The organism is Nocardioides marmoriginsengisoli, from assembly GCF_003725695.1.
In the GTDB taxonomy this organism is placed as follows: Bacteria; Actinomycetota; Actinomycetes; order Propionibacteriales; family Nocardioidaceae; genus Marmoricola; species Marmoricola marmoriginsengisoli.
Genome location: NZ_RJSE01000006.1, coordinates 121,251 through 143,209, shown reverse-complemented (window position 1 = coordinate 143,209; position 21,959 = coordinate 121,251). Strand labels below are relative to the sequence as shown.

Below are 21,959 nucleotides of genomic sequence, written 5' to 3'. Positions count from 1 at the left end.
GAACAGTTAGGTAACCCTAACTTGTCCTGGCTGGTGGCCGGCGAGGGGCCTTGACAGGCGAGATCCTCATTCATACATTCATCCAATCAGTGTATGAATGAGCGAGGGGTTCCCGATGAGTCTGGGCAGCACGGCAGTCGTCCTCGGCGGGAGCATGGCGGGCCTGTGCGCCGCCGGCGCGCTCGCACCGCACTTCGACCGGGTGGTGGTGCTGGAGCGCGACGAGCTGCCCGCCGACGCCGAGCACCGGCGCGGGGTGCCGCAGAGCAAGCACCCGCACTTCCTGCTGAACTCGGGACGGCGCGCGATCAGCGACCTCTTCCCGGGCTTCGAGCAGGACCTGATCGCGGCCGGCGGACTGCACCTGATCGCGTCGATGGACACCGCCTACCTGGAGGACCCGGGCTGGGCGCCGCGCAAGCAGGGGACCATGACGATGGTCTACAGCTCCCGGATCCTGATCGAGCGGGTGCTGCGCGACAAGGTCCGGGAGCTGGACAACGTGAGCACCCGCGAGGGCGTCTCGGTGACCGGGATCGCCACGACGGCCGGCGGCACGGCGCAGGGCCGGGTCACCGGGGTGACCTTCACGGGCGCGGCCGGCGAGGAGCGGATCGACGCCGACCTGGTCGTCGACGCGCTGGGCCGCGGCTCGTCCGTCTCGGACTGGCTGGCCGCCGCCGGCTGGTCGGCGCCGCCGGTGCAGACCCTCGACGCCAAGGTGACCTACACGTCGCGCTGGTACGACCTGCCGTCACCGCAGGACCGCCCGAAGGCGTGGTGGTGGCAGCACATGGTGATCATGCCGACGCAGGACAAGGGGCCGCACCCGGACGAGCACGACTTCCTGGTCAACTTCTTCCCGATCGAGGGCAACCGCGCGATCGCCTGCATGGGCTCGTGGGGGATCGACATGCCGCGCACGACGAGCGACTTCGTGGCCTCGGCCGAACGCGTCCGGACGCCGAAGTTCGCGGCGGCGATGGCGGCGTGCGAGCCGACCTCCGAGGTGCACCTGACCCGATCCACCGGCAACAAGTGGCGACGCTACGACCGGCTGGCGACGCCGCCGCTCGGCCTCGTCTTCGTCGGCGACTCGATCTGCGCCTTCAATCCGTTCTACGCCCAGGGGATCAGCTCGGCCGCGGCGTCGGCGCTGCTGCTGCGCGACAAGCTGGGTGCCGCGGCGGCGTCGGGGCAGGACCTGGACCAGCGCTTCTTCAAGCGGTTCCTCGCCGAGCAGCGCCGAGGGCTCAAGGTGCCGTGGGGGATGGCGATGGCCCGGGACAAGGGCTACGAGTGCGCCACCGGCACCGAGACGCTGCCGGAGTGGCAGCGGCGGATCCTGGCGTCGATGACCTGGCCGATGTTCAACCTGATCACCGGGGCGGCCCGGGAGGACGCGGTCGTGGACGACCACTTCGCGCGGGTCTTCAACCTCGACGAGTCCCTGGCCGAGATGATGAGGAGCCCGCGCGTGCTCTGGGGCCTGCTGCGCTACCGGGTGAGCTCGCTGTTCGGCCGGTACCGGGTGCCGTTCGGCTTCGACGCCCGGCAGGATCCGCCGGGCACCGACTGGACGCCCGGCGGTGCGGCGTACGAGAAGGAGCTCGCGGGCTCCGGGAAGGGGAGCGGACGATGAGCGCGACCTGCGAGAAGGCGGCCGAGGAGGTCACCCGCAACCTGGGCTTCGACTGCCACGACGTGAGTCCGGTGGTGTCGTTCCACAACCCGTTCGACCTCGCCAGCTGGACGATGCCGATCCTCGAGCTGGCCGTCATCGGCGGCGCGATCTTCGCGCTCGTCCACGCCGTACGGCGGTTCCGCGCCGGCGACCCGATCAACCTCGCGCTCTGGTTCGCCTCGCTGGTCTACCTCTTCGTCACCGAGCCGCCGCTGTACTTCCCGGAGTGGTTCGGGCTCGACAAGCAGTACGGGTTCATCTTCGCCCACAACGTCTTCAGCGTGCAGTTCATGTGGGACCGGCTGCCGCTCTACATCATCGCGTTCTACCCGGCGATCAGCGCTCTCGCCTACGAGGTCGTCCGGGTGACCGGGATCTTCAAGCACCGCGGCGCGCTGGCCGGCGCGGTGGCGGTGGCATTCGTGTGCCAGGTGTTCTACGAGATCTTCGACATGGTCGGGCCGCAGCTGAAGTGGTGGGCCTGGTACGACGGCAACCTCAAGGTCAACCACCCGGCGCTGGCGTCCGTCCCGATGAACAGCATGCTGCTCTTCGCCTCGGCGTCGATGGGTGCGATGGCGTTCCTGGTGGTCCGGATCGCCGGCTCGCGCGGCGCCGACGGCGGGCCGCGACGGGGCTGGTCGCTGACCTGGCGGATCCTCGTGGCCGGGGTGCTGACGCCGCTGACCATGGTCGTCTTCGGGGTCCCGTCGGCGATCTTCGGCGGCGACACCCCGAACCTGACCGCCCAGGCCTGGGTGCTCGGCATCGAGCTCGGCCTGGTCTGGGTGGCCGGCCTCTGGATCCTGCTGGGCCACCGCCGGCGCCAGGGGGACGATCCCGAACCGATGACGCCGTTCGCCCGGATCTACCCGCTCGTCTACCTGGCCGCGATGGTGATCGCCTGGATCGGCGCGCTGCCGGCGTTCCTCGACGCCGAGAACGGCATCACCAGCGACGGTACCCCGATCGGCAGCGGCTGGTACACGCTCGCCTGCTTCCTCGGGGCCGCGGTGATCCTGGTCGTCCTGCACGCCGGCCGACGCCGGGCGCCGACGGCCGAGACGGTCTCGGTACGCTGAGCGGCGATGGGTCATCACGGGTGGAACGGCAACCCGCCGCGGACCGAGGACGAGGCGCGCCGGCGGATCATCGCGGCTGCTGAGTCGTGCGTCGAGCAGTTCGGTCCGGCGAAGACGACGCTCTCCGACGTGGCGACCGAGCTCGGCGTGACCCGGCAGACGGTCTACCGGTACTACGCCAACCTGGGGGAGCTGCTCAGCGCGGTCGCCCAGGCCGGGCTCGCGGACTTCGTCGGCCGGATGGAGCGGCACCTCGCCGGCTTCTCCACGCCGACCGAGGTGGCGATCGAGTCGATCGTCTTCGCCGTCCGGTCGATCCCGCAGGAGCGGCACATCGGCGCCCTCTTCCAGGCCGGCGAGACCGACGTGTTCAGCCGGGGTGTGACCTCGTCGATGGCGGTGGAGCTCGGAGCGACGATCCTGCGCGGCGTCCCGGTCGACTGGTCCGAGATCGGCGTCGCCGACGACGAGCTCGAGGGCCTCGCCGAGATCCTGATGCGGCTCTTCGTCTCGTTCCTGCAGTACCCCGCGGACCCGCCGCGTTCCGAGGACGAGCTGCGCGCGCTGGTACGCCGCTGGCTGGGGCCCGCGCTGTAGCCGGCCGAACCAGCACGCCGAAGTGCTACCCGAAAACGAGAACACGTTCTAGTCTCAGGGCATGCGCTTCTCCATCACGGTCGCCTTCCAGCCCGTCGACGAGCTCCTCGCGATCGCCCGTGCCGCCGACGAGTGCGGGTACGACGCGATCTCGATCCCGGACCACGTCGTCGACCTCGAGACCCTGGCGACGCCGTACCCGTACACGCCGGACGGCAAGCGCCGGTGGGAGCACAGTGCGGACTGGCCGGACCCGTGGGTGCTCGCCGGGGCGATGGCCGCGGTCACCACGAACGTGCACTTCTACACCTCGGTCTACGTCGCCGCGCTGCGGTCGCCGTACCAGGTCGCGAAGTCGGTCGGCACCGCCGCCGTCCTCTCCGGCAACCGGGTCGCGCTCGGCGTCGGGGTCGGCTGGTGCCGTGAGGAGTTCGAGCTGATGGGCCAGGACTTCGGCACCCGCGGCAAGCGCACCGACGAGGCGCTCGACCTGCTCGCCGAGCTGTGGTCGCCGGGGTGGAACGAGCACGACGGTGCGTTCTACCCGACGCCGCGGCTGGTGATGGAGCCGACGCCGACCGCACGGATCCCGATCTACGTCGGCGGCCTCTCCGAGGTCGGCATGCGGCGGGCCGCCCGGCACGACGGCTGGATCGGCGACCTGTACACGACCGAGGAGGCCGGCAGGCATGCTCGCCGGCTTGCCGAGATCCGCGACGAGATCGGTGCCGAGGGCGACTTCCGGATGATCACCGCGCTCACCGACGCGTTCCTCCCCGAGCAGTTCGCGGCCGCCGAGGACGCCGGGGTGACCGACGTCTGGACGATGCCGTGGGCCTACTACCACGGCTTGGAGTGCACCCTGGACCAGAAGCTGGACGGCATCCACCGGTTCGCCGAGGATGTCCTGCGACCGCTGGAAGGAGGATCGGCATGACCCGTTCCGAGAAGATCCGCTGCTGGGTCTACGCCCTGATCGCGCTGGCCGCCCTCGTCGGCACCCAGTGGGTGCTCGCCGACTACCTCGGCGGCAGCGGCACCCTGAAGGAGTTCCTGGACGCCACTGTCGACGGCAACGCGGCCACCTTCGTCAGCATCGACCTGCTGGCCGTCGCGTTCGCCGCGGTGATCTTCATGATCGCCGACGGTCGTCAGCTCGGGGTGCGCTGGCTGTGGGCGTACGTCGCCCTGGTCTTCCTGGTCGCGGTGAGCGTGGCCTTCCCGCTGTACCTGATCGCCCGCACCCGCACGGTCGCGATCGCACGCGCCGGGACCTAGAGCTTCCGGATCACCCGGGCCGGGTTGCCGACCGCGACCGTGTTCGCCGGGATGTCGCCGGTGACGACCGAGCCCGCCCCGACCACCGCGTTGTCGCCGATCGTCACGCCGGCCAGCACGATCACACCGCCGCCGAGCCAGACGTTGGCGCCGATCGTGATCGGACCCGCCGCCTCGACCTTGGTCCGGCGCTGATCGGCGTCGAGCGGGTGCGTCGGGGTCAGCAGCTGCACGTGCGGGCCGATCTGGGTGTCGTCGCCGATGGTGATCCGGGCGCAGTCCAGGGCGGTGAGCCCGTAGTTCGCGAAGACCCGGTCGCCGACCGTGACCTGGCTGCCGTAGTCGACGTACAGCGGCGGGCGGATCGAGACCTCGTCGCCGACCGAGCCGAGGAGCTCGACGAGGACCTCGCGCGCCCGTTCCCTGTCGCCGGGGGCCACGGCGTCGTACTCGGCCGTCAAGCGCCGGGCCCGGAGCGAGGCGGCGATCAGCTCGGGGTCGTCGGCGAAGTACGGCTCGCCGGCGAGCATCTTCTGACGGGCGGTGCGGTCCTCGGTGGTCATGGCGTCCACCGTAGGGGCACGGCCAAGGCGGCCCCCGGGCGGCTCAGCCTGCGGGGCGGGTGACCACGAAGTCGTCGAGGTCGACCTGCGCGGTCCGGGTCTTGTACTCGGTGACCGTGCCCGGCCAGTTGGTGGTCACCCGACCGGCCTCGTCGCGGTACCAGCTGGTGCAGCCGCCCCAGACGCTCGCCGCCAGACGCTCCTGGATCTCGGCGTCGAAGCGCTCCTCGGTCTCCGGGCGCACGTCGATGCTGCCGCCGCTGACGTGCACGGCCTGCACGAGCTGGCGGACGAAGCCGGCCTGGGACTCCATCATGTTGATGATCGAGCTGCCGCCGAGGTTGGTGTTCGGGCCGTAGACGATGCCGAGGTTGGGGAACCCCGGCACGGAGATCCCGAAGTACGCGCGAGCGCCGTCCGCCCAGGCCTTGGCGAGGTCGAGCCCGCCGACGCCGGTGATCGTCATCGGCGCCAGGAACTCGGTGGCGGCGAACCCGGTCCCGTAGATGATCACGTCGGCCTCGTGGACGGTCCCGTCCGCGTCCCGGACCCCGTCCGGCAGGATCTCGACGGCGTCGCTGGTGACGACCTCGACGTTGTCGGCAGCCAGCGCCGGGTACCAGTCGTTGGAGAACAGCAGCCGCTTGCAGCCGATCGGGTAGTCCGGGCGCAGCTTCGCGCGCAGCTCGGGGTCGCGGACCTGGCGGCGCAGGTGCAGCCGCCACGCCTTCTCCAGCACGGACTTCATCGGGTTGGTCCCGGTCAGCGACTTGTTCAGCTGCTCGGAGGCGAACCAGGTCAGGGTGCGACCCCACGCCTGGGTGCGGGGGAGCCGGGCGAAGGCGCGGTGGTGGGCCCGGGTGTAGCCGCGGTCCGGCTTCGGGACGACGTACGGCGCCGAGCGCTGGAAGACGGTGACCCGGCCGGCGACCGGCTGGATCCCGGGCACGAACTGGATCGCGCTGGCGCCGGTGCCGAGCACGACCACGCGCTTGCCGGCGAGGTCGACGGAGTGGTCCCACTCGGCGGAGTGGAAGGCGGGTCCCGCGAAGGTCTCGGCGCCGGGGATCCGCGGCACCACCGGCCGGGAGAGCTGGCCGACCGCGGAGATCAGGAAGTCCGCCTCCAGGGTCTCGCCGGTGCCGAGGTCCAGCTGCCAGGTCGCGCGCGCCTCGTCGTACGTCGCCGCGGTCACCTCGACCCCGGTGCGGATCCGCTCGCGCAGCCCGAATCGGCCGGCGACCTGGTCGATGTAGGCCAGGATGTCGGCCTGCCCGGAGTAGCGGCGGGCCCAGCCGGGGTTCGGCGCGAACGACCAGGAGTACAGCGAGGACGGGACGTCGCAGGCGGCGTTCGGGTAGGTGTTGTCCCGCCAGACGCCGCCGAGGTCGGCCGCCTTCTCCAGGACGGTCACGTCGGTGAACCCGTGCTGGAGCAGCTCGATCGCTGCGCCGAGTCCGCCGAAGCCGGCGCCGATGATCACGATCCGGGGAGAGGTCATGGGACGACCCTAGGCAACCCGCGGACATCCGGACAGGGCCGAAGAGCGCAATGAATTCGGAATTCCGGCCAGCCCGGAGCGGTGCTGTGGTGCACGACTCACCGCCCCGGTTCTCGCAATAGTGCAGTAATCAAGTAGACTTAGTCCTATGGCTCGATCGTCCTCCGGACTTTGTCCCGCGTTCACCTGCCGGCTGCCGAACGCAGGTCCGGGTCTGCTGGCCTGAACCTGTTCATCGCCCAGGGCCGGCGCAGTCACCATCCGCCTCGACCGACGAAGGACCAGATCACGATGCCCACCCAGCTCAGCCCCAGGCCGGCGGACAGCCGCCGGACGTCCGGCGCGACGCCGCGCGTCAGCGTCGTGGTGCTGACCCAGGGCACCCGTCCCGCGGACCTCGCGGCCGGACTCGACGCCGTGCTGGCGCAGCGAGACGTCGCCTTCGACGTAGTCGTGGTGGGCAACGGCACCGAGCCGAGCGGCCTCCCGGAAGGGGTCCGGTCGATCGCGCTGCCGGAGAACCTCGGCATCCCGGCCGGGCGCAACGCCGGGGTGCCGGCCACCACCGGCGACGTGCTCTTCTTCCTCGACGACGACGCCAGGCCGGCCACCGACGACTACCTGGCCCGCGCGGTCGCGCTCTTCGACGCCGACCCGGCGCTCGGCGTGATCCACCCGCGGGTCGACCCCACCCACGGGGTCGCGCCGCGGCGCTGGATCCCGCGGGTCCGCAAGGGCGACCCGCGGCGCTCCTCGGCGGCGTTCGTGCTCTGGGAGGGCGGTTCGGTGATCCGCCGGGACGCGTTCGACGCCGTCGGCGGCTGGCCCGAGCTGTACCGCTACGCCCACGAGGGGATCGAGTTCACCTGGCGGATCTGGGACGCGGGCTACCGGGTCCGCTACACCGGCGACCTCGCCGTGCTGCACCCGCCGATCGACCCGGCCCGGCACGCGACGTACTACCGCTACAACGCCCGGCACCGGGTCTGGACCGCCCGCCGCAACCTGCGCTGGCCCTTCACCGGCCTGTACGTCGGCACCTGGACCCTGGTCCAGCTCGTCCGGTCGGCGCGGACCGCCGAGGCCCGCGCCACCCTCAAGCCCTGGTTCGCCGGCTGGCGCGAGGGCTGGCGGGTCGACCCCGGCGGTCGCAAGCCGCTGCGCTGGTCGACGATCTGGCTGATGACCCGGCACGGCCGGCCCCCGGTGGTGTGACGCGATGACCACGATGATCACGCCGCCGCTGGTGCTCGCTCCCCAGCAGAGGGCTCCCCGGCCGGCTCCCGTCCTGACCCTGGTCCCGGACCTGACGCCGGCGTCCCTGCCCCCGGTCTCGGTCTTCATGGCGGTTCGCGACGAGGCCGGCGAGCTGGTCGCCAGCGTCTCCCGGATCCTGGCCCAGGACTACCCCGGCGAGGTCCAGGTGGTCGTGGCCGTCGCGCCGTCCCGGGACGACACCTGGCGGGTGGCCACCGCGCTCGCCGAGCGCGAGCCGCGGGTCAAGGTGGTCAGCAACCCGGCCGGGACCACGCCGCACGGGCTCAACGCGGCCCTGGCGGCGGCCCGGCACGACTACCTGGTGCGGGTCGACGGGCACGCCTTCCTGCCGGCCGACTACCTGCGCGACGTGGTGACGCTCCTGGAGCGCACCGAGGCCGCCAACGTCGGCGGCCGGATGCTGCCCGAGGGCGACGGCCCGGTCTCCCGGGCGATCGCGCTGACGATGAGCTCGCGGATCGGGATCGGCGGCGGGGCGTTCCACGTCGGCGGCGCCGCCGGCCCGCAGCCCACGGTCTACCTCGGCGCGTTCCGGCGGGATGCGGTCACGGCGGTCGGCGGGTACGACGAGTACTTCCTGCGCGCCCAGGACTGGGAGCTCAACCACCGGCTCCGGCTGGCCGGCCACACCGTCTGGTTCGACCCGTCTCTCGGCGTCGCCTACCGGCCGCGGGCACGCTGGCGGGACTTCGCCCGGCAGCAGTTCCGGACCGGGGGCTGGCGGCGCCGGGTGATCGAGCGCCACCAGGACACCGCGAGCGTGCGCTACCTGGCACCCCCGGTGGCCGTTCTGGCCGTGGTCCTCGGGCTGCTCGCCGGGCTGCACGCTCCGCTGCTGGGGGACTGGCTGGTGCTCGGCCTGCTGGCGCCCGCGGGCTACCTGGCCGGCGTCCTCGGCTTCGGGCTCGCCGAGGCGCGGCGACTGCCCTGGCGGGTGCGCTGGCGGGTGCCGATCGCGCTGGCCCTGATGCATCTCTCCTGGGGAACCGGCTTCCTGCTGCGTTCCCGCTGACCGAAGGAGTCCCATGAACTACGACGACATCGTGGTCTGCTCGTTCTACACCGCCGACGAGTACTACCGCGACCACGCCGACCGGCTGCGCAAGAACCTGGCCGACATCGGCGTCCGCGGCGAGCTGGAGGAGATCGTCAAGGCTCCCGGCGAGGACTGGGCCGACATCTGCCGCAAGAAGATCGCCTTCCTCGGCCGGATCTGCGCCGAGCACCCGGACAAGAAGGTCTTCTGGGTCGACGTCGACTGCCAGCTGCTCGGGCTGCCGGACTACATCGGCGACTCCACCGCAGACCTGATCGGCTTCCAGCGCGGCTTCGGGTCCCCGGTGAGCATCGGCTACGCCAACCGGACCCGGTTCTGGGAGCCGTGCTTCTTCGGGATCAACACCACCCCGGCCGCCCGGAAGTTCATCGCCGACGCGGTCGCCCTGGAGTCGACCCTGGAGATCAAGGCCACCGACGACTACTTCTTCGAGGAGTCCTGGCGCGCGAACGCCGCGGCGATGACCTTCCAGGTGATCCCGTCCGGCGCCGTGGTCGGCCGCTCGGGTGCGGGAGTCACCGCGTTCTTCGCATTCGGCGCCAGCGGCAACGTCGCCGAGTTCAAGTCCAAGGTCGTCCAGCACGAGCAGGTCGCCGGGGTCGCCCGCCGTACCGGGTCGTTCCGCAAGCGCGCGTTGCGCTGGGCCAAGGCCGTCGAGCGTCGGTCGGGCTCGCTCGCCGGGCGGCTCCGCCGGATCGCCGACCGCACCGGCATCACGCACCTGCTCACCCAGGGAGCGCACGACGTCGGCGGTACGTCGCGGCACCGGCAGTCGCTGATCAACCACATGGTCGCGTCCGGGCAGCGCGGCGAGCTGGAGAAGGTCCGGGAGATCGCCGCCCGGCTCAACGCCGGCAGCATCCCCTCGGCGAACGAGGCCGGTGCGCAGCGGGCCGCGGAGTCGTTCGCGCACTACGCGCTGGACGGGACCGAGGACGAGGCGTTGCGGCTGGCCTGGTGGGCGCGGCCCTTCCCGGGCAACTTCGGCGACTGGCTCAGCCCGCTGATCCTGCAGTCGGCCTCCAGCCGCCCGATCACCTACGCGTCCCCGACGGCGCCCGGCTCGGCGCCGAGCCTGATCGCGGTCGGGTCGATCGGACGCTTCATCCGGCCGAGCTCGATCGTGGTCGGCACCGGGATCTCCTCGGCGGACGTCGAGCTCGACGCGCACGCCGACTACGTCTCGGTGCGCGGCCCGCTCACCGCGGACCTGCTCCGCCGGCAGAGCGGCCGCGCGGTGGCGAGCCTGGGCGACCCCGGCGTCCTGATCTCCCGGGTGCTGCCGGTCGAGCGCGGTGCCACCAACGGCCGGATCGCGCTGGTCCGGCACTTCACCCACGCCAGCCTCCCGGTCACCCTCGGCGAGGACGTCGACGAGCTCAGCGTGCTGATGTCGCACCCCGACGACCTGCGCACGTTCGTCACGCGGCTCGCCCGGTACGACGCCGTGATCACCAGCGCGATGCACGTGATGATCGCCTGCCACAGCTACGGCATCCCGTGCGCGCTGATCGGCTTCCAGGGTTTCGAGGACGCGGTGCACGGCACCGGCATCAAGTACCGGGACTACGCGGCGGGTGCGGGCCTGACCGGCTCCTGGGACCCGGTCGCGGTCGACCTCAACCTGCGTCGTACCAACTGGGACGACCTGATCCGCACCGAACGGGTGTCGGAGACCAAGCTGGACGAGGTCGAGGCCGCGATCGCGGCGGGCATCGCCCGCTACCTGGACAGGACGTCCTGAGGTGTTCGGCGACTTCCTCCGGGCCTTCGGGCAGCTCTTCAGCCACGGACGCAGCCGGTGGGAGATCTCCGGGCTGCTCCTCACGCTGGCGATGCTCCCGGTCTCCGAGCTCGTCGTCACCCGGATGTTCTCGCACCTGATCATCAACGGGCCGCACCGCTACGAGGTCGACCCCGAGGGCGTGATCCGGTCCGCGCTGGTCTTCTTCGTCGCCTTCGCCCTGGCCCGGGCGCTGCACCACGTCGTCCGGCTGAGCCGGGTCCGGGTCTTCCGGCGCGGCTTCGACAACTCCGGCGAGAAGCGCGCCGCCAGCCAGGAGGCCTGGAGCTGGGCGGCCGCGTTCGAGCTCTCGACCGCGCTGGTCGCGCTGATCCAGCTGGCCGCGTTCTGCATCCTCTTCGCGGTCGTCGACCTGGGGTCCGGGCTGGCCAACGTGGTGATCGTCGGTGCGGTGCTGTCGGTGATCGCGGCGATCTACCGGCGCCAGCTCGACCACCAGGTCCGCTACCTCACCGAGGGACACGCGAGCGGCGGCACCGCGATCGGCGACCGGGTCGGCAAGCGGATCCGGGACGCCGAGCTCGGCGCGGTGGTGGCGAGCCTGGCGATGGCGCTCTCGCTCGGGGTGGTGCTGTACCGGGCACTGCGCGGGCAGATCGCCGGGGCCGACGCGATCGTGCTCTTCATCGGGCTGCGGATGATGTACAGCCAGGTCGGCAACCTCTCGGCCAGCGCGATGCGGTTCGCCCGCGTCAAGGCCCGGCTGACGGCCGGACCGCGGGGGAGCGCGGTGGTCGACGTCGACGACGAGCTGGACGAGCTCGCGGACCTCACCGAGGACGAGGAGCTGCCGCCGGCCCTGCCCTCCGCGCACCGGACCCAGCTGGTGAACCAGATGCTGCTCGCCGGGCAGCGCGGCGCCCTCGACGAGGTCCAGCGGTACGGCGCCCGGCTGAGCGTCACCCGGGTCCCGATGGAGTCCGAGATCAATGCCCAGCGCGCCGCGGAGGCGTTCGCCGAGCTCGCCACCTCCGGCGACGGGCGGCTGCCGCTCTCGCTGATGTGGTGGCCGCGGCCGTTCCCCGGCGCCTCCGGCAACTGGTTGAGCCCGCTGGTGCTGCGGCAGGAGTCCGGCCGCCCGGTGATCCACCAGCGGCCGACCGCGCTCGCTGCCGAGCCGCACCTGGTGATGATCGGCTCGATCCTGGGGTCGGTCCAGCAGCACTCGATCGTGGTCGGGACCGGAGCGCTGACCGCCGAGGCGACCCCGGACCCGCGGGCGACGTACCTCTCGGTCCGCGGCCCGCTCAGCGCGGCCGTGATCCGGGACCTGGGCGGACCGGCGGTCGACGCGTTCGGCGACCCGACCGTGCTGGCCTCCCGGTTGTTCCCGGTCTGGCGCACCGGCAGCAACCCGCGGCTGGCCTTCGTGCGGCACCTCTCGCACGCCGGGGTCCCGATCCGGCTCGCCGAGGAGATGGACGAGCTGAGCGCGCTGGTCTCCCGGCCCCAGGAGGTCGAGGGCTTCGTCCGCACGCTGGCGACGTACGCCGGCGTGGTGACCAGCGATCCCGGGGTCGCGGCGCTCTGCGACAGCTACCGGATCCCGCATGCCACGATCGCCTTCGCCGGGAAGGACGATCTCGGCTTCGTCTTCCGCGACTACGCCCTCGGGGTCGGCCTGCCGGTGCTGGCGCCGACGGTCGTCGACCCGGACCTGGGCACGGTGCGCTGGTCCGACGTACTCGTCTCCCGGACCATCGAGGAGTCCCGCCTCGACGAGATCCAGGCGTCCGTGCACCAGGGCATCGCGAGCTGCCTGGACCTGGTCACGGCAGACTGATCGGGTGACGCTGCTGCTCGAGCCGGAGATCCGGGACTGGGACTTCCCGCGCCGGGCCACCGGGATCGCGGTCCTGGTCGAGCACGCGGAGGCGACCGGGATGCCCGCCCGGACCGCGCTCGCGGGCACCGGCCTCAGCGTGCGCTACCTGGCCGAAGCCGGTCGCGAGGTGACGGCCGAGCAGGAGCTGCGGGTGGTGCGCAACCTGATCCGGTCCGACCGGCCGGCGACGCGGTCCGCGGTGGCGCTCGGGCGCCGCTACCGGGTGGCGTCGTTCGGGATCGCCGGGTACGCCCTGGTCTCCAGCCGGACCCTGGCGGACGCGATGGACTTCGCGCTCCGCTACCTCGACCTGACCTTCACGTTCTCGATCCCGCACGCCCGGGTGGACGGCGACGACGTGGTGATCGCCGCGTACTCCGACACCCTCCCGCGCGACGTCCGCGCGTTCCTGGTCGAGCGCGACCTGGCCGCCATCGAGGCGGTGCTGCGCGAGCTCTTCCTCGGCGACCTGCCGACCCGGTACGACCGGGAGGCGGCGACGGTGACCTTTCCGGCGTCGTTCCTGGAGGCGGAGCTGCCGCGGGCGAGCCCGGCCGGGATGGCGCTGGCCGAGGAGCTCTGCGCGGAGCTGGCCGGCCGGCAGCGGGACACCGGCCCGTTGGTGCGGCAGGTCCGGATCCTGATCGCCCAGCGGCTGTCGTACGACCCGTCCCTCGCCGGCGTCGCCGCGGCCCTGTCGGTGGGGGAGCGGACCCTGCGCCGCCGGCTGGCCGTGGACGGGACCTCGTACCAGGGGCTGCTCGACGAGGTCCGCGCCGAGCTGGCCGCGCAGCTGCTGGCGACCGGGTCGCTGACCGTCGCCCAGATCGCGCGGAGACTGGGATACGCGCACGCCGGGAGCTTCGTCGACGCGCACCGGCGCTGGCACGGTCGCACGCCCACCGGGCGCGGATCGGCGTAGTCTCGCCGCATGCTGACCACCGCGTACGTGTTCGCGGCCCTCGCCGCGTTGGTGCACGTCTACATCTTCTGGCTCGAGGCGCTCGCGTTCGAGACCGCCGGGCGCAAGGCCTTCGGCATCGGTGCCGAGGATGCCGCGATCATGAAGCCTTGGGCCTACAACCAGGGCTTCTACAACCTGTTCCTGGCGATCGGCACCGTGGCCGGACTCGGTCTGGCCGGCCCCAACCGCGACGCCGCGATCGCGATCATCGTCTTCGCGACCGGATCGATGGTGACCGCCGCCCTGGTTCTGATCGGCTCGGACCCGAGCAAGGCCCGCGGCGGGATCGTCCAAGGACTCTTCCCGGCGATCAGCCTGATCGCGCTGGGCGTCTGGGCACTCGGGTAGACCCGTCGCCCGGACGTCGAGCCTGTCGAGACGCCCGCGCCACCCGCGCCGCCCGCGCCACCCGCGCCGCCCGGACGTCGAGCCCCCGCGCCACCCGCGCCGCCCGGACGTCGAGCCTGTCGAGACGCCCCCGCGCGCCCGCCTCAGGCGATCGTCATCCCGCCGTCGACGGGGAGCGTCTGACCGGTGATGTAGCCGGCCGCGTCGGAGGCCAGGAAGACCGCCGTCGCGGCGAGCTCACGCGGGTCGCCCTTGCGCCCCATCGGGTTGCGGTGCATCTGCGACTCCAGGTATCCCTCCGGGTACTGGTCGGTCATCTCGGAGGTGAAGAACCCCGGTGCGATCGCGTTCACGCGGATGCCCTTGCGGCCGGTCCACTGCTGGGCCAGGTCGCGGGTCAGGCCGATCAGCCCGGCCTTCGAGGCGGCGTACGCGGCCTGGGGGAGCCCGGCGGTGGTGATGCCGAGGACCGAGGAGATGTTGATGATCGAGGAACCGGCGCCCATCGCCCGGCCGCAGGACTGCGCCATCCAGTAGCAGCCGTTGAGGTTGACGTCGATCACGTCGCGGAACTGCTCGGGGGTCTCCCGCGTCGCCGGTACGGCGGTCCCGATGCCGGCGTTGTTGATCAGCACGTCGACCCGGCCGAAGGTGCTCATCGCGGCGTCGACGAGGGCCTGGCAGGAATCCGGGTCCGCCACGTCGGTGGCGACGGCGAGTGCCTTCCGGCCGGCCGCCTCGACGAGGGCCGCGGTGTCGGCGAGCTTCTCGACCCGGCGCGCGCCGAGCACGACGTCGGCGCCGGCCTCGGCGAAGGCCTGGGCGAACGCGACCCCGAGACCGGACGAGGCCCCGGTGACGATCGCCACCTTGCCGTCGAGCCGGAACAGGTCGTTGATAGCAGCAGTGGTTGTCATGGTCCCGATCATGCCCGACCCCCCGTTGAGTCGGCCGTTGTGGTCCGTCGAACGGGCCCGTCCTGTCGGTTGAACAGGCCCGTCGTGTCGGTCGAGCAGGCCGGTCTTGTCGGTCGAGTACTGCGTTCTGGTGGCCGAGCCGGGTCAGTCCGGGTGCGCGGCCGCGTACTGGCGGGACGTCCAGGCAGTCGCGACCATGTCGCGGAGGTCGTGGCGCATCTTCCAGTCCAGGTCCCGGGCGGCGAGCTTGCCGTCGGCGACGATCCGCGGCGGGTCGCCGGGACGGCGCGGGATGACCTCCGGCTCGAAGTCGATCCCGCTGACCTCGCGGACGGTGTCCATGATCTCCTGCACCGACGAGCCGGCCCCGCTGCCGAGGTTGTAGACCGCCTCCAGCGGCTCGCCGTTCTCCAGGTGCCGCGCGGCCACCGCGTGCGCCGCGGCGAGGTCGGCCACGTGCACGTAGTCGCGGACGCAGGTGCCGTCCTGCGTCGGGTAGTCGTTGCCGTAGATCTTCGGGGTCTTCCCGTCGAGCAGCGCGTTGAAGATCAGCGGGAACAAGTTGTGCTGGCTGTCGTCGAAGAGGTCCTCGGAGCCCGAGCCGACCACGTTGAAGTACCGGAGCGAGGTGTGCTTGAGCCCCGTCGCCACGGCCTGGTCGCGGATCAGCCACTCGCCGATGAGCTTGGTCTCGCCGTACGGCGACTCCGGTGCCGGTGCCAGCGCCTCGGTGACCAGGTCGACGTCGGTGGTGCCGTAGCAGGCGGCACTCGAGGAGAACACCATCGACCCGACGTTCGCGCGGGTCATCGCCTCCAGGACGCTGATCGTGCCGGTGACGTTCTGGGTGTACGCGACCAGCGGGACGTCGACGGAGACTCCGGCGGCCTTGAAGCCGGCCAGGTGGATCACGCCGTGCACGTCGTGGTCGAGCATCGTGCGCACCAGCAGGTCGGTGTCCAGGATGTCGCCCTCGACGAAGGGCACGTCGTCCCGGACGAAGCGGCGGTGGCCGGTGTCCAGGTTGTCGACGACGACCGCGTCGATGTCGACGTCCCGGAGCGCACGGACCACGTGCGATCCGATGTAGCCGGCTCCGCCGGTGACCAGCCAGGACATGCGGGCTCCTTCGTCACGATTTCGCCGAACGGCAAGGCTCCTCAGCCTAGGGGGTCGGCCAAGGGGTCACGAACGGCGAGGTCATCGCCCGGACCAGGGCGCCGTACCCGAGGCCGAACGCGAGCTCCTCGCCGATCGCCGTCCTGCGGTCGCCGAGGTCCAGCACCAGGTGGTCGCTACTCATGCCGAGGATGGCGATTCCCTCGGGCGCGACCAGGCCGTCGAGGTCGACGTCCTGGCGACCGAGGGCGACGATCGCCTGCCGGACGGTGCCGGTCCCGGTGCGGGCCACCGCCTCCCCGAACGCGGTCTGGGCTCGGTCGCCCCAGGGGCGGGCCGGCTTCTCGGCCACCTCGATCACCTCGGCGTGGAGCACGAAGGCATCGGTGTGCAGCCCGGCGATCGGGGTCCGCCGGGACGGCTCGGTCCCGAGCAGGATGGCCTCGCCGATCCGCAGGTCGTTGACCCGGCCCACGTCCGCCGTGCCCAGCGCCCACTCCAGGTTGGCGGAGTTGCCGCCGGAGACAGTGCCCAGCACCAGGCCGTGGAGCGACTCGAGGTTCTCGACCAGCCCGGAGAGCACCGCCATGTTCCGGTCGTCGGGGACCACCCCGTTCTGGCAGGCGAGGTTGGTGCCGAGACCGATGAGCCGGAGCGAGTCGCAGCGCAGCACGTGCCGGACCGCGGCCGAGACGTCGTCGAGCGGGATCCCTTCGCGCAGGTCGCCGAGCTCGACCATCAGCAGCACGTCGTGCACCCGCCGGTCCCGGGCGGCCGCCTGGTCGAGCGCGGTGAGGACGACAGCCTCGGTGTTCAGGCTGGTGGTGGCGGTGCGGACCACCTGTCCCGCCTGGCTGAGCATCGGAGACCGGATCAACGTGCGTGACGGTGACCCGTCCAGCCCAGCCAGGCGCTCGAGGTTCGGGACCCGGGCGTCGCCCAGTCCCTGTACGCCGCCGCGCAGCATCGCCGCCCCGATCCCGGGGGAGCCGAGGGCGGCCTTGGTGACCCCGGTGACGCCGATGCCCACCGGGGCAAGCCGGTCCACCAGGACCCGGGCGTTCTGCTCGACCTTGGCGAGATCGATCTCCAGCCGCGGTGCGGTCACCCGGCGGCGACGGGGGAGAGCTTCGCCGCGAGCTCGGGGTACGCGATCAGCACCATCTCGACCAGCTCGTCGCCCGGCCGGGTCAGCGGGTCGGTCACCGGGAGGCCGAGCTGCAGCCGGTGGTCGGCGATGGCGTCGCCGATCTCGGCCGGCGTCATCAGCTCGTGGTTGATCGTGACGCCGATCACCCGGGTGTCCGCGAACGCCTCGATCAGCTTGATCTCGCTGGCCGCGGACGGCATCGGCATCATCGGGAAGTCGCCGAGGACCTGGCGCTTCGGCGCGTGCTGAACGATCACCCCGGACGGCCGGCTGCCGCGGAGGATGTGGCCCGAGGAGAGGTACGCCGGGTGGCTGAGCGCGCCCTGGCCCTCGACGACGATCACGTCCGGGTCCTCGTTCTCGAAGGCCAGCACGACCTGGTGCTCGACCTCGCCCGAGATGAACTGGGGGACCAGGGCGTCCAGTGCCGCGCCGTACCGGCCGCCCTGGATCAGGGTGGTCTGGCCGGTGCCGACCATCACCGCCTTGATGCCGCGCGCGTTCAGGGCCTGGACCAGCAAGGTGGCGGTGGTGCGCTTGCCGATCGCGCCGTCGGTGCCGAGGACGGCGACCCTCGGGCAGGTCACGTCGAAGATCCGGCCCGTGAACAGGTGCAGGTCGCGGGTGTCCTTGGGGCGTCGTACATCGGTGATGGTGACGCCGGCGATCAGCGCGGCGGCCACGAACTCGGCGTCGTCGTTGAGGAACTCGTGCAGCCCGTTGATCACGTGCATCCCGCGGGCGATGCCGTCGAGCAGGACGACCCGCTGGGCGTCGGAGAGGAGGCCGTCGGCCGGGGCGACGCCGCAGATCAGGTAGTCCGGGACGCGGCCGGCGTGCGCGATCGCCTCGGTCAGGGTGGCGAGCACCGGGATGCCGTTCGGAGTCCCGTCGAGGAACCGGCCGGCGTCGGCGCCTGCCTGGCGGCTGTCGAGCACGCTCAGGATCTCGTACTTCTCCGAGTGCCGGACCAGGCCGTTGGCGGTCTTGCCGTCCTGCTCGCCGAACTGGCCCTCGCAGTACACGATCGCGGTGCAGCCGGCCGGGAGGTCGAACGGGGCTGCAGACGTGGCGTCGCTGCTGGGGGCGGGCTCGACGAAGGACGGGTTGCTGGAAAGGCTGGGCATGCGGATCCTCTGAGAAGTCTCAGAGGAGGCGACGGGATCGTGGCCGGGCGGTGAGCCCAACGGTCAACGAGTGGTCTGCCCTGAGTGCCGGCGAGATTGCCGACCTACCCAGGGTAACGGGTGCACCCTGATTCCTCGGTATCCTGACTCGCCCCCCTACGAAGACTGCACGGCCCTAAGGACATGATGAGCGAGCGCGAAGAGCAGGTCGGGTACGACGTCCACGCCACCGAGGCCCGGTGGCAACCGGTGTGGGAGTCGCTCGACCAGTTCCGGGCGGACGACGACTCCGCCAAGGAGAAGCGCTACGCGCTGACGATGTTCCCGTACCCCAGCGGCGACCTGCACATGGGCCACGCCGAGGTGACCGCGCTGCACGACGTGCTCGCCCGGTACTGGTGGCTGCGCGGCTACGAGGTGATGAACCCGATGGGCTGGGACTCGTTCGGCCTGCCCGCGGAGAACGCCGCGATCCGCAACGACGAGCACCCCGCGACGTACACCTACGCCAACATCGAGACCCAGGCCGCGTCGTTCAAGAAGTACGCCGTCTCGTTCGACTGGTCGCGCCGGCTGCACACCTCGGACCCGGAGTACTACCGCTGGACCCAGTGGCTGTTCCTGAAGTTCCGCGAGCGCGGGCTGGCGTACCAGAAGTTCTCGCCGGTCAACTGGTGCCCCAACGACCAGACGGTGCTGGCCAACGAGCAGGTCGTCGACGGCAAGTGCGAGCGCTGCGGCGCCGAGGTGACCAAGCGCGAGCTCAACCAGTGGTACTTCAAGATCACCGAGTACGCCCAGGAGCTGCTCGACGACCTCGACGTGCTCGCGCCGACCTGGCCGGACCGGGTCGTCACCGCGCAGCGAAACTGGATCGGCCGCTCCGAGGGCGCGCACGTCGACTTCGAGGTCGAGGGCCGCGACGAGCCGCTGACCGTCTACACGACCCGGCCCGACACCATCTTCGGCACCACCTTCATGGTGGTCGCGGTGGACGCCGCCCTGGCCGCCGAGCTGGTCACCGAGGAGCGGCGCCCGGCCCTGGAGGCGTACCGCGAGGAGATCCGGGCGGCCTCCGACATCGAGCGGCTCGCGACCGACCGCCCGAAGACCGGCGTCGACCTGGGCATCACTGCGACCAACCCGGTCACCGGCGAGCAGATCCCGGTCTGGGCCACCGACTACGTGCTGGCTGACTACGGCACCGGCATCGTGATGGGCGTCCCCGGCGGCGACCAGCGCGACTGGGAGTTCGCGACGAAGTTCGGGCTTCCGATCGTCCGGACCACGCAGACGCCCGCCGACTGGGAGGGCGAGGCGTACAACGGCGAAGGTGCCGCGATCAACTCGCCGGCGGCCGGCGTCGACGTCGGGCTGGACATCAACGGGCTCGCGGTCGCCGAGGCCAAGCACGCCACCATCGCGTTCCTGGAGCAGGCCGGCACCGGCCGGGGCACGGTCAACTTCCGGCTGCGCGACTGGCTGCTGAGCCGGCAGCGCTACTGGGGTGTCCCGATCCCGATCATCCACTGCGACTCCTGCGGCGAGGTCCCGGTTCCCTACGACCAGCTGCCGCTGGAGCTGCCGGAGCTCAAGGGCGCCGACCTCAAGCCGAAGGGCACCTCGCCGCTCGCGGCGGCGACCGACTGGGTCAACGTGGACTGCCCCGAATGCGGTGCCCCCGCGAAGCGGGACAGCGACACGATGGACACCTTCGTCGACTCGTCCTGGTACTTCCTGCGCTACTGCTCGCCGAACGACGACACCCGGGCTTTCGACCCGGCGGTCGCCAACGCCTGGATGCCCGCCGACATCTACGTGGGCGGCGTCGAGCACGCGGTGCTCCACCTGCTCTACGCCCGCTTCTTCACCAAGGTCCTCGCCGACATGGGTCTGCTGGAGTTCCGCGAGCCGTTCTCGGCGCAGCTCAACCAGGGCTTCGTGATCAACCGCGGCAAGAAGATGAGCAAGTCGCTGGGCAACGGCGTCAACCTCGGGGAGCAGCTGGCCGAGTTCGGCGTCGACGCCGTCCGGCTGACCCTGGTCTTCGCGGGTCCGCCCGAGGACGACATCGACTGGGCGGAGATGTCACCGGGCGGATCGCTGCGCTTCCTGCAGCGCGCCTGGCGGCTCAGCGGCGACGTCACCTCGCCGGCCGGTACGCCGTTCGCTCCCGGCGGCGGCGACCTCGCGCTGCGCAAGCACACCGCGCGGACCCTGCACGACGCGGCCGAGCTGGTCGAGTCCTTCCGCTACAACGTGATGGTCGCCCGGGTGATGGAGCTGGTGAACGCCACCCGCAAGGCGATCGACTCGGGTGCCGGTCCCGCCGACCCTGCCGTGCGCGGGGCCACCGAGGTGGTGGCGATGCTGCTGTCGCTGGTGGCGCCGTACACGGCCGAGGAGATGTGGGAGCGGCTCGGCCACCAGCCGACCGTGGCCCGGGCCACCTGGCCGGACGTCGACCCCGCCCTGCTGGTCGAGGACTCGGTCACCGCCGTGGTCCAGGTCCAGGGCAAGGTCCGGGCGCGCCTGGAGGTCTCCCCGGACATCTCGGAGGCGGACCTGGAAGCGGCCGCGCTCGCCGACGAGTCGGTACGGCGGGCACTGGACGGTGCCGAGGTGCGCAAGGTGATCGTGCGGGCGCCGAAGCTCGTCAACATCGTCGTCTGACGCACGCCGGACGTCGAGCCCGTCGAGACGCCTGGACGTTCGAGCCACCTATTAGGCTGCGCCCATGCCCATCGCGCTCGTCACCGACTCGACCGCGTCGCTGACCCCGGAGGTCGCCGCGGCGCGCTGCGTGACAGTCGTCCCGCTCCAGGTCGTGATCGGTGCGGAGTCGTACGACGAGGGCACCGAGGACGGGGTGACGCCGGAGCTGCTGGCCGAGGCGCTCCGGGAGTGGACGCCGGTGAGCACCTCGCGCCCGAACCCGGACGAGATGCTCGAGGTCTACGAGCGCCTGGTCGCCGAGGGCGCCACCGAGATCGTCTCCATCCACCTCTCCGCCGACCTCAGCGGCACCTTCGAGTCGGCACAGCTGGCGGCCCGGCAGTGCTCGGTGCCGGTCCGGGCCGTGGACAGCCGGCAGGTCGGGATGGGGACCGGTTTCGCGGTCCTGGCGGCAGCGGAGATCCGTGACGCCGGCGGGACCGCCGAGGAGATGGCCGCGGCCGCTCGGGACCGGTCGGCCGGGACCACCTCGCTGTTCTACGTGGACACCCTCGAGTACCTGCGCCGGGGCGGCCGGATGGGTGCCGCCGCCGCTCTGGTCGGGTCCGCGCTGGCGGTGAAGCCGATCCTGAAGGTCGAGTCCGGCCGGATCGGCCCCTTCGAACGGGTGCGCACCTCGAGCAAGGCGCTGAGCCGGCTGGAGGAGCTGGCGGTCGAGGCCGCCGGCGACCTCGAGGTGGATGTCGCGGTCGCCCACCTGGCCAGCCCGGACCGGGCCGCCACGCTGGCGACGAAGCTCGCCGTCCGCCTGGCCGAGGGTCTTGCGGGGCGCGAGGTCGGGGTCGGTGAGATCGGTGCGGTGCTCGGCGCGCACGTGGGTCCGGGGATGGTGGCGGTGTGCGTCGCGCCCCGCGCCGTCCACAACCCCGCCGACGGGGCCTGATCTCCACAGGCCTGCCCGTGCCCGCCGCAGGAGGCGCCGGTCCCTC

General features: G+C 71.7%; 19 protein-coding genes. 13 read left to right on the top strand and 6 right to left on the bottom strand.

From position 1 onward, the window contains the following. The first annotated feature begins 115 nt into the window (after positions 1-115). The 5 genes from EFK50_RS08490 to EFK50_RS08470 all read left to right on the top strand — a co-directional run bounded on the left by EFK50_RS08490 (position 116) and on the right by EFK50_RS08470 (position 4,641). Complete coding sequence (locus EFK50_RS08490) at positions 116-1,642, top strand: FAD-dependent monooxygenase family protein (protein WP_123227144.1); 1,527 nt, start codon at positions 116-118, stop codon at positions 1,640-1,642. Next, positions 1,639-2,766, top strand: a complete 1,128-nt coding sequence (locus EFK50_RS08485) for a hypothetical protein (protein WP_123227143.1) — start codon at positions 1,639-1,641, stop codon at positions 2,764-2,766. Before EFK50_RS08490 ends, EFK50_RS08485 begins: the two co-directional genes overlap by 4 nt. A 6-nt stretch (positions 2,767-2,772) precedes the next feature. After that, positions 2,773-3,363: a TetR/AcrR family transcriptional regulator gene (locus tag EFK50_RS08480; RefSeq protein ID WP_123227142.1), complete on the top strand. Its 591-nt coding sequence runs from the start codon at positions 2,773-2,775 to the stop codon at positions 3,361-3,363. A 61-nt stretch (positions 3,364-3,424) separates the two neighbouring features. Further along, positions 3,425-4,300 (top strand): TIGR03619 family F420-dependent LLM class oxidoreductase, encoded by an 876-nt coding sequence (locus tag EFK50_RS08475; protein WP_123227141.1) that lies wholly within the window; start codon positions 3,425-3,427, stop codon positions 4,298-4,300. After that, positions 4,297-4,641 carry a DUF2834 domain-containing protein gene (locus EFK50_RS08470; RefSeq protein WP_123227140.1) on the top strand — a complete coding sequence of 115 codons (345 nt, stop codon included), beginning with the start codon at positions 4,297-4,299 and terminating at the stop codon, positions 4,639-4,641. The genes EFK50_RS08475 and EFK50_RS08470 overlap by 4 nt, the downstream gene beginning before the upstream one ends. Here the strand turns inward: EFK50_RS08470 and EFK50_RS08465 are convergent. After that, a complete protein-coding gene (locus tag EFK50_RS08465; RefSeq protein ID WP_123227139.1) occupies positions 4,638-5,204 on the bottom strand; it encodes a sugar O-acetyltransferase in 567 nt (188 codons plus the stop codon). The genes EFK50_RS08470 and EFK50_RS08465 overlap by 4 nt on opposite strands. Positions 5,205-5,247: 43 nt before the next feature. Further along, complete coding sequence (locus EFK50_RS08460) at positions 5,248-6,705, bottom strand: flavin-containing monooxygenase (RefSeq protein ID WP_123227138.1); 1,458 nt, start codon at positions 6,703-6,705, stop codon at positions 5,248-5,250. A 291-nt stretch (positions 6,706-6,996) separates the two neighbouring features. Here EFK50_RS08460 and EFK50_RS08455 point away from each other — a divergent pair, with 291 nt between their 5' ends. From EFK50_RS08455 to EFK50_RS08435, 6 genes are read left to right on the top strand one after another with little or no spacing between them, the layout of a single operon-like run. Then, complete coding sequence (locus EFK50_RS08455) at positions 6,997-7,920, top strand: glycosyltransferase family 2 protein (RefSeq protein ID WP_123227137.1); 924 nt, start codon at positions 6,997-6,999, stop codon at positions 7,918-7,920. 4 nt (positions 7,921-7,924) lie between these two features. After that, on the top strand, positions 7,925-8,995 hold the full coding sequence (locus tag EFK50_RS08450) for a glycosyltransferase family 2 protein (RefSeq protein ID WP_246004098.1): 1,071 nt from the start codon (positions 7,925-7,927) through the stop codon (positions 8,993-8,995). A 13-nt stretch (positions 8,996-9,008) separates the two neighbouring features. Then, complete coding sequence (locus EFK50_RS08445) at positions 9,009-10,784, top strand: polysaccharide pyruvyl transferase family protein (RefSeq protein WP_123227136.1); 1,776 nt, start codon at positions 9,009-9,011, stop codon at positions 10,782-10,784. A gap of 1 nt (position 10,785) precedes the next feature. After that, positions 10,786-12,627: a hypothetical protein gene (locus EFK50_RS22150; protein WP_183407734.1), complete on the top strand. Its 1,842-nt coding sequence runs from the start codon at positions 10,786-10,788 to the stop codon at positions 12,625-12,627. Positions 12,628-12,631: 4 nt separating this feature from the next. After that, positions 12,632-13,591 carry an AraC family transcriptional regulator gene (locus EFK50_RS08440; protein ID WP_183407733.1) on the top strand — a complete coding sequence of 320 codons (960 nt, stop codon included), beginning with the start codon at positions 12,632-12,634 and terminating at the stop codon, positions 13,589-13,591. A 9-nt stretch (positions 13,592-13,600) separates the two neighbouring features. After that, positions 13,601-13,981, top strand: a complete 381-nt coding sequence (locus EFK50_RS08435) for a DUF1304 domain-containing protein (RefSeq protein ID WP_123227134.1) — start codon at positions 13,601-13,603, stop codon at positions 13,979-13,981. 143 nt (positions 13,982-14,124) lie between these two features. Here EFK50_RS08435 and EFK50_RS08430 read toward each other — a convergent pair whose 3' ends face one another. From EFK50_RS08430 to EFK50_RS08415, 4 genes are all read right to left on the bottom strand, one after another. Further along, a complete protein-coding gene (locus EFK50_RS08430; RefSeq protein WP_123227187.1) occupies positions 14,125-14,898 on the bottom strand; it encodes an SDR family NAD(P)-dependent oxidoreductase in 774 nt (257 codons plus the stop codon). Positions 14,899-15,042: 144 nt separating this feature from the next. Beyond that, positions 15,043-16,017, bottom strand: a complete 975-nt coding sequence (galE, locus tag EFK50_RS08425) for a UDP-glucose 4-epimerase GalE (RefSeq protein ID WP_123227133.1) — start codon at positions 16,015-16,017, stop codon at positions 15,043-15,045. Between the two features lie 46 nt (positions 16,018-16,063). Further along, positions 16,064-17,125, bottom strand: a complete 1,062-nt coding sequence (locus EFK50_RS08420) for an alanine/ornithine racemase family PLP-dependent enzyme (protein WP_123227132.1) — start codon at positions 17,123-17,125, stop codon at positions 16,064-16,066. Beyond that, positions 17,122-18,294, bottom strand: a complete 1,173-nt coding sequence (locus EFK50_RS08415) for an N-acetyltransferase DgcN family protein (protein ID WP_123227131.1) — start codon at positions 18,292-18,294, stop codon at positions 17,122-17,124. The genes EFK50_RS08420 and EFK50_RS08415 overlap by 4 nt, the downstream gene beginning before the upstream one ends. A 183-nt stretch (positions 18,295-18,477) precedes the next feature. Here EFK50_RS08415 and leuS point away from each other — a divergent pair, with 183 nt between their 5' ends. Both leuS and EFK50_RS08405 read left to right on the top strand, forming a co-directional pair. After that, positions 18,478-20,967, top strand: coding sequence for a leucine--tRNA ligase (leuS, locus tag EFK50_RS08410; protein ID WP_123227130.1), 2,490 nt, complete (start codon positions 18,478-18,480; stop codon positions 20,965-20,967). A 64-nt stretch (positions 20,968-21,031) separates the two neighbouring features. Next, positions 21,032-21,913 carry a DegV family protein gene (locus EFK50_RS08405; protein ID WP_123227129.1) on the top strand — a complete coding sequence of 294 codons (882 nt, stop codon included), beginning with the start codon at positions 21,032-21,034 and terminating at the stop codon, positions 21,911-21,913. Positions 21,914-21,959: the final 46 nt, after the last annotated feature.

Bases quoted from the DNA above. Each gene is read 5' to 3' on its own strand.
- EFK50_RS08490 (WP_123227144.1), top strand. From the start codon at position 116: ATGAGTCTGGGCAGCACGGCAGTCGTCCTCGGCGGGAGCATGGCGGGC.
- EFK50_RS08485 (WP_123227143.1), top strand. From the start codon at position 1,639: ATGAGCGCGACCTGCGAGAAGGCGGCCGAGGAGGTCACCCGCAACCTG.
- EFK50_RS08480 (WP_123227142.1), top strand. From the start codon at position 2,773: ATGGGTCATCACGGGTGGAACGGCAACCCGCCGCGGACCGAGGACGAG.
- EFK50_RS08475 (WP_123227141.1), top strand. From the start codon at position 3,425: ATGCGCTTCTCCATCACGGTCGCCTTCCAGCCCGTCGACGAGCTCCTC.
- EFK50_RS08470 (WP_123227140.1), top strand. From the start codon at position 4,297: ATGACCCGTTCCGAGAAGATCCGCTGCTGGGTCTACGCCCTGATCGCG.
- EFK50_RS08465 (WP_123227139.1), bottom strand. From the start codon at position 5,204: ATGACCACCGAGGACCGCACCGCCCGTCAGAAGATGCTCGCCGGCGAG.
- EFK50_RS08460 (WP_123227138.1), bottom strand. From the start codon at position 6,705: ATGACCTCTCCCCGGATCGTGATCATCGGCGCCGGCTTCGGCGGACTC.
- EFK50_RS08455 (WP_123227137.1), top strand. From the start codon at position 6,997: ATGCCCACCCAGCTCAGCCCCAGGCCGGCGGACAGCCGCCGGACGTCC.
- EFK50_RS08450 (WP_246004098.1), top strand. From the start codon at position 7,925: ATGACCACGATGATCACGCCGCCGCTGGTGCTCGCTCCCCAGCAGAGG.
- EFK50_RS08445 (WP_123227136.1), top strand. From the start codon at position 9,009: ATGAACTACGACGACATCGTGGTCTGCTCGTTCTACACCGCCGACGAG.
- EFK50_RS08435 (WP_123227134.1), top strand. From the start codon at position 13,601: ATGCTGACCACCGCGTACGTGTTCGCGGCCCTCGCCGCGTTGGTGCAC.
- EFK50_RS08430 (WP_123227187.1), bottom strand. From the start codon at position 14,898: ATGACAACCACTGCTGCTATCAACGACCTGTTCCGGCTCGACGGCAAG.
- galE (WP_123227133.1), bottom strand. From the start codon at position 16,017: ATGTCCTGGCTGGTCACCGGCGGAGCCGGCTACATCGGATCGCACGTG.
- EFK50_RS08415 (WP_123227131.1), bottom strand. From the start codon at position 18,294: ATGCCCAGCCTTTCCAGCAACCCGTCCTTCGTCGAGCCCGCCCCCAGC.
- leuS (WP_123227130.1), top strand. From the start codon at position 18,478: ATGATGAGCGAGCGCGAAGAGCAGGTCGGGTACGACGTCCACGCCACC.
- EFK50_RS08405 (WP_123227129.1), top strand. From the start codon at position 21,032: ATGCCCATCGCGCTCGTCACCGACTCGACCGCGTCGCTGACCCCGGAG.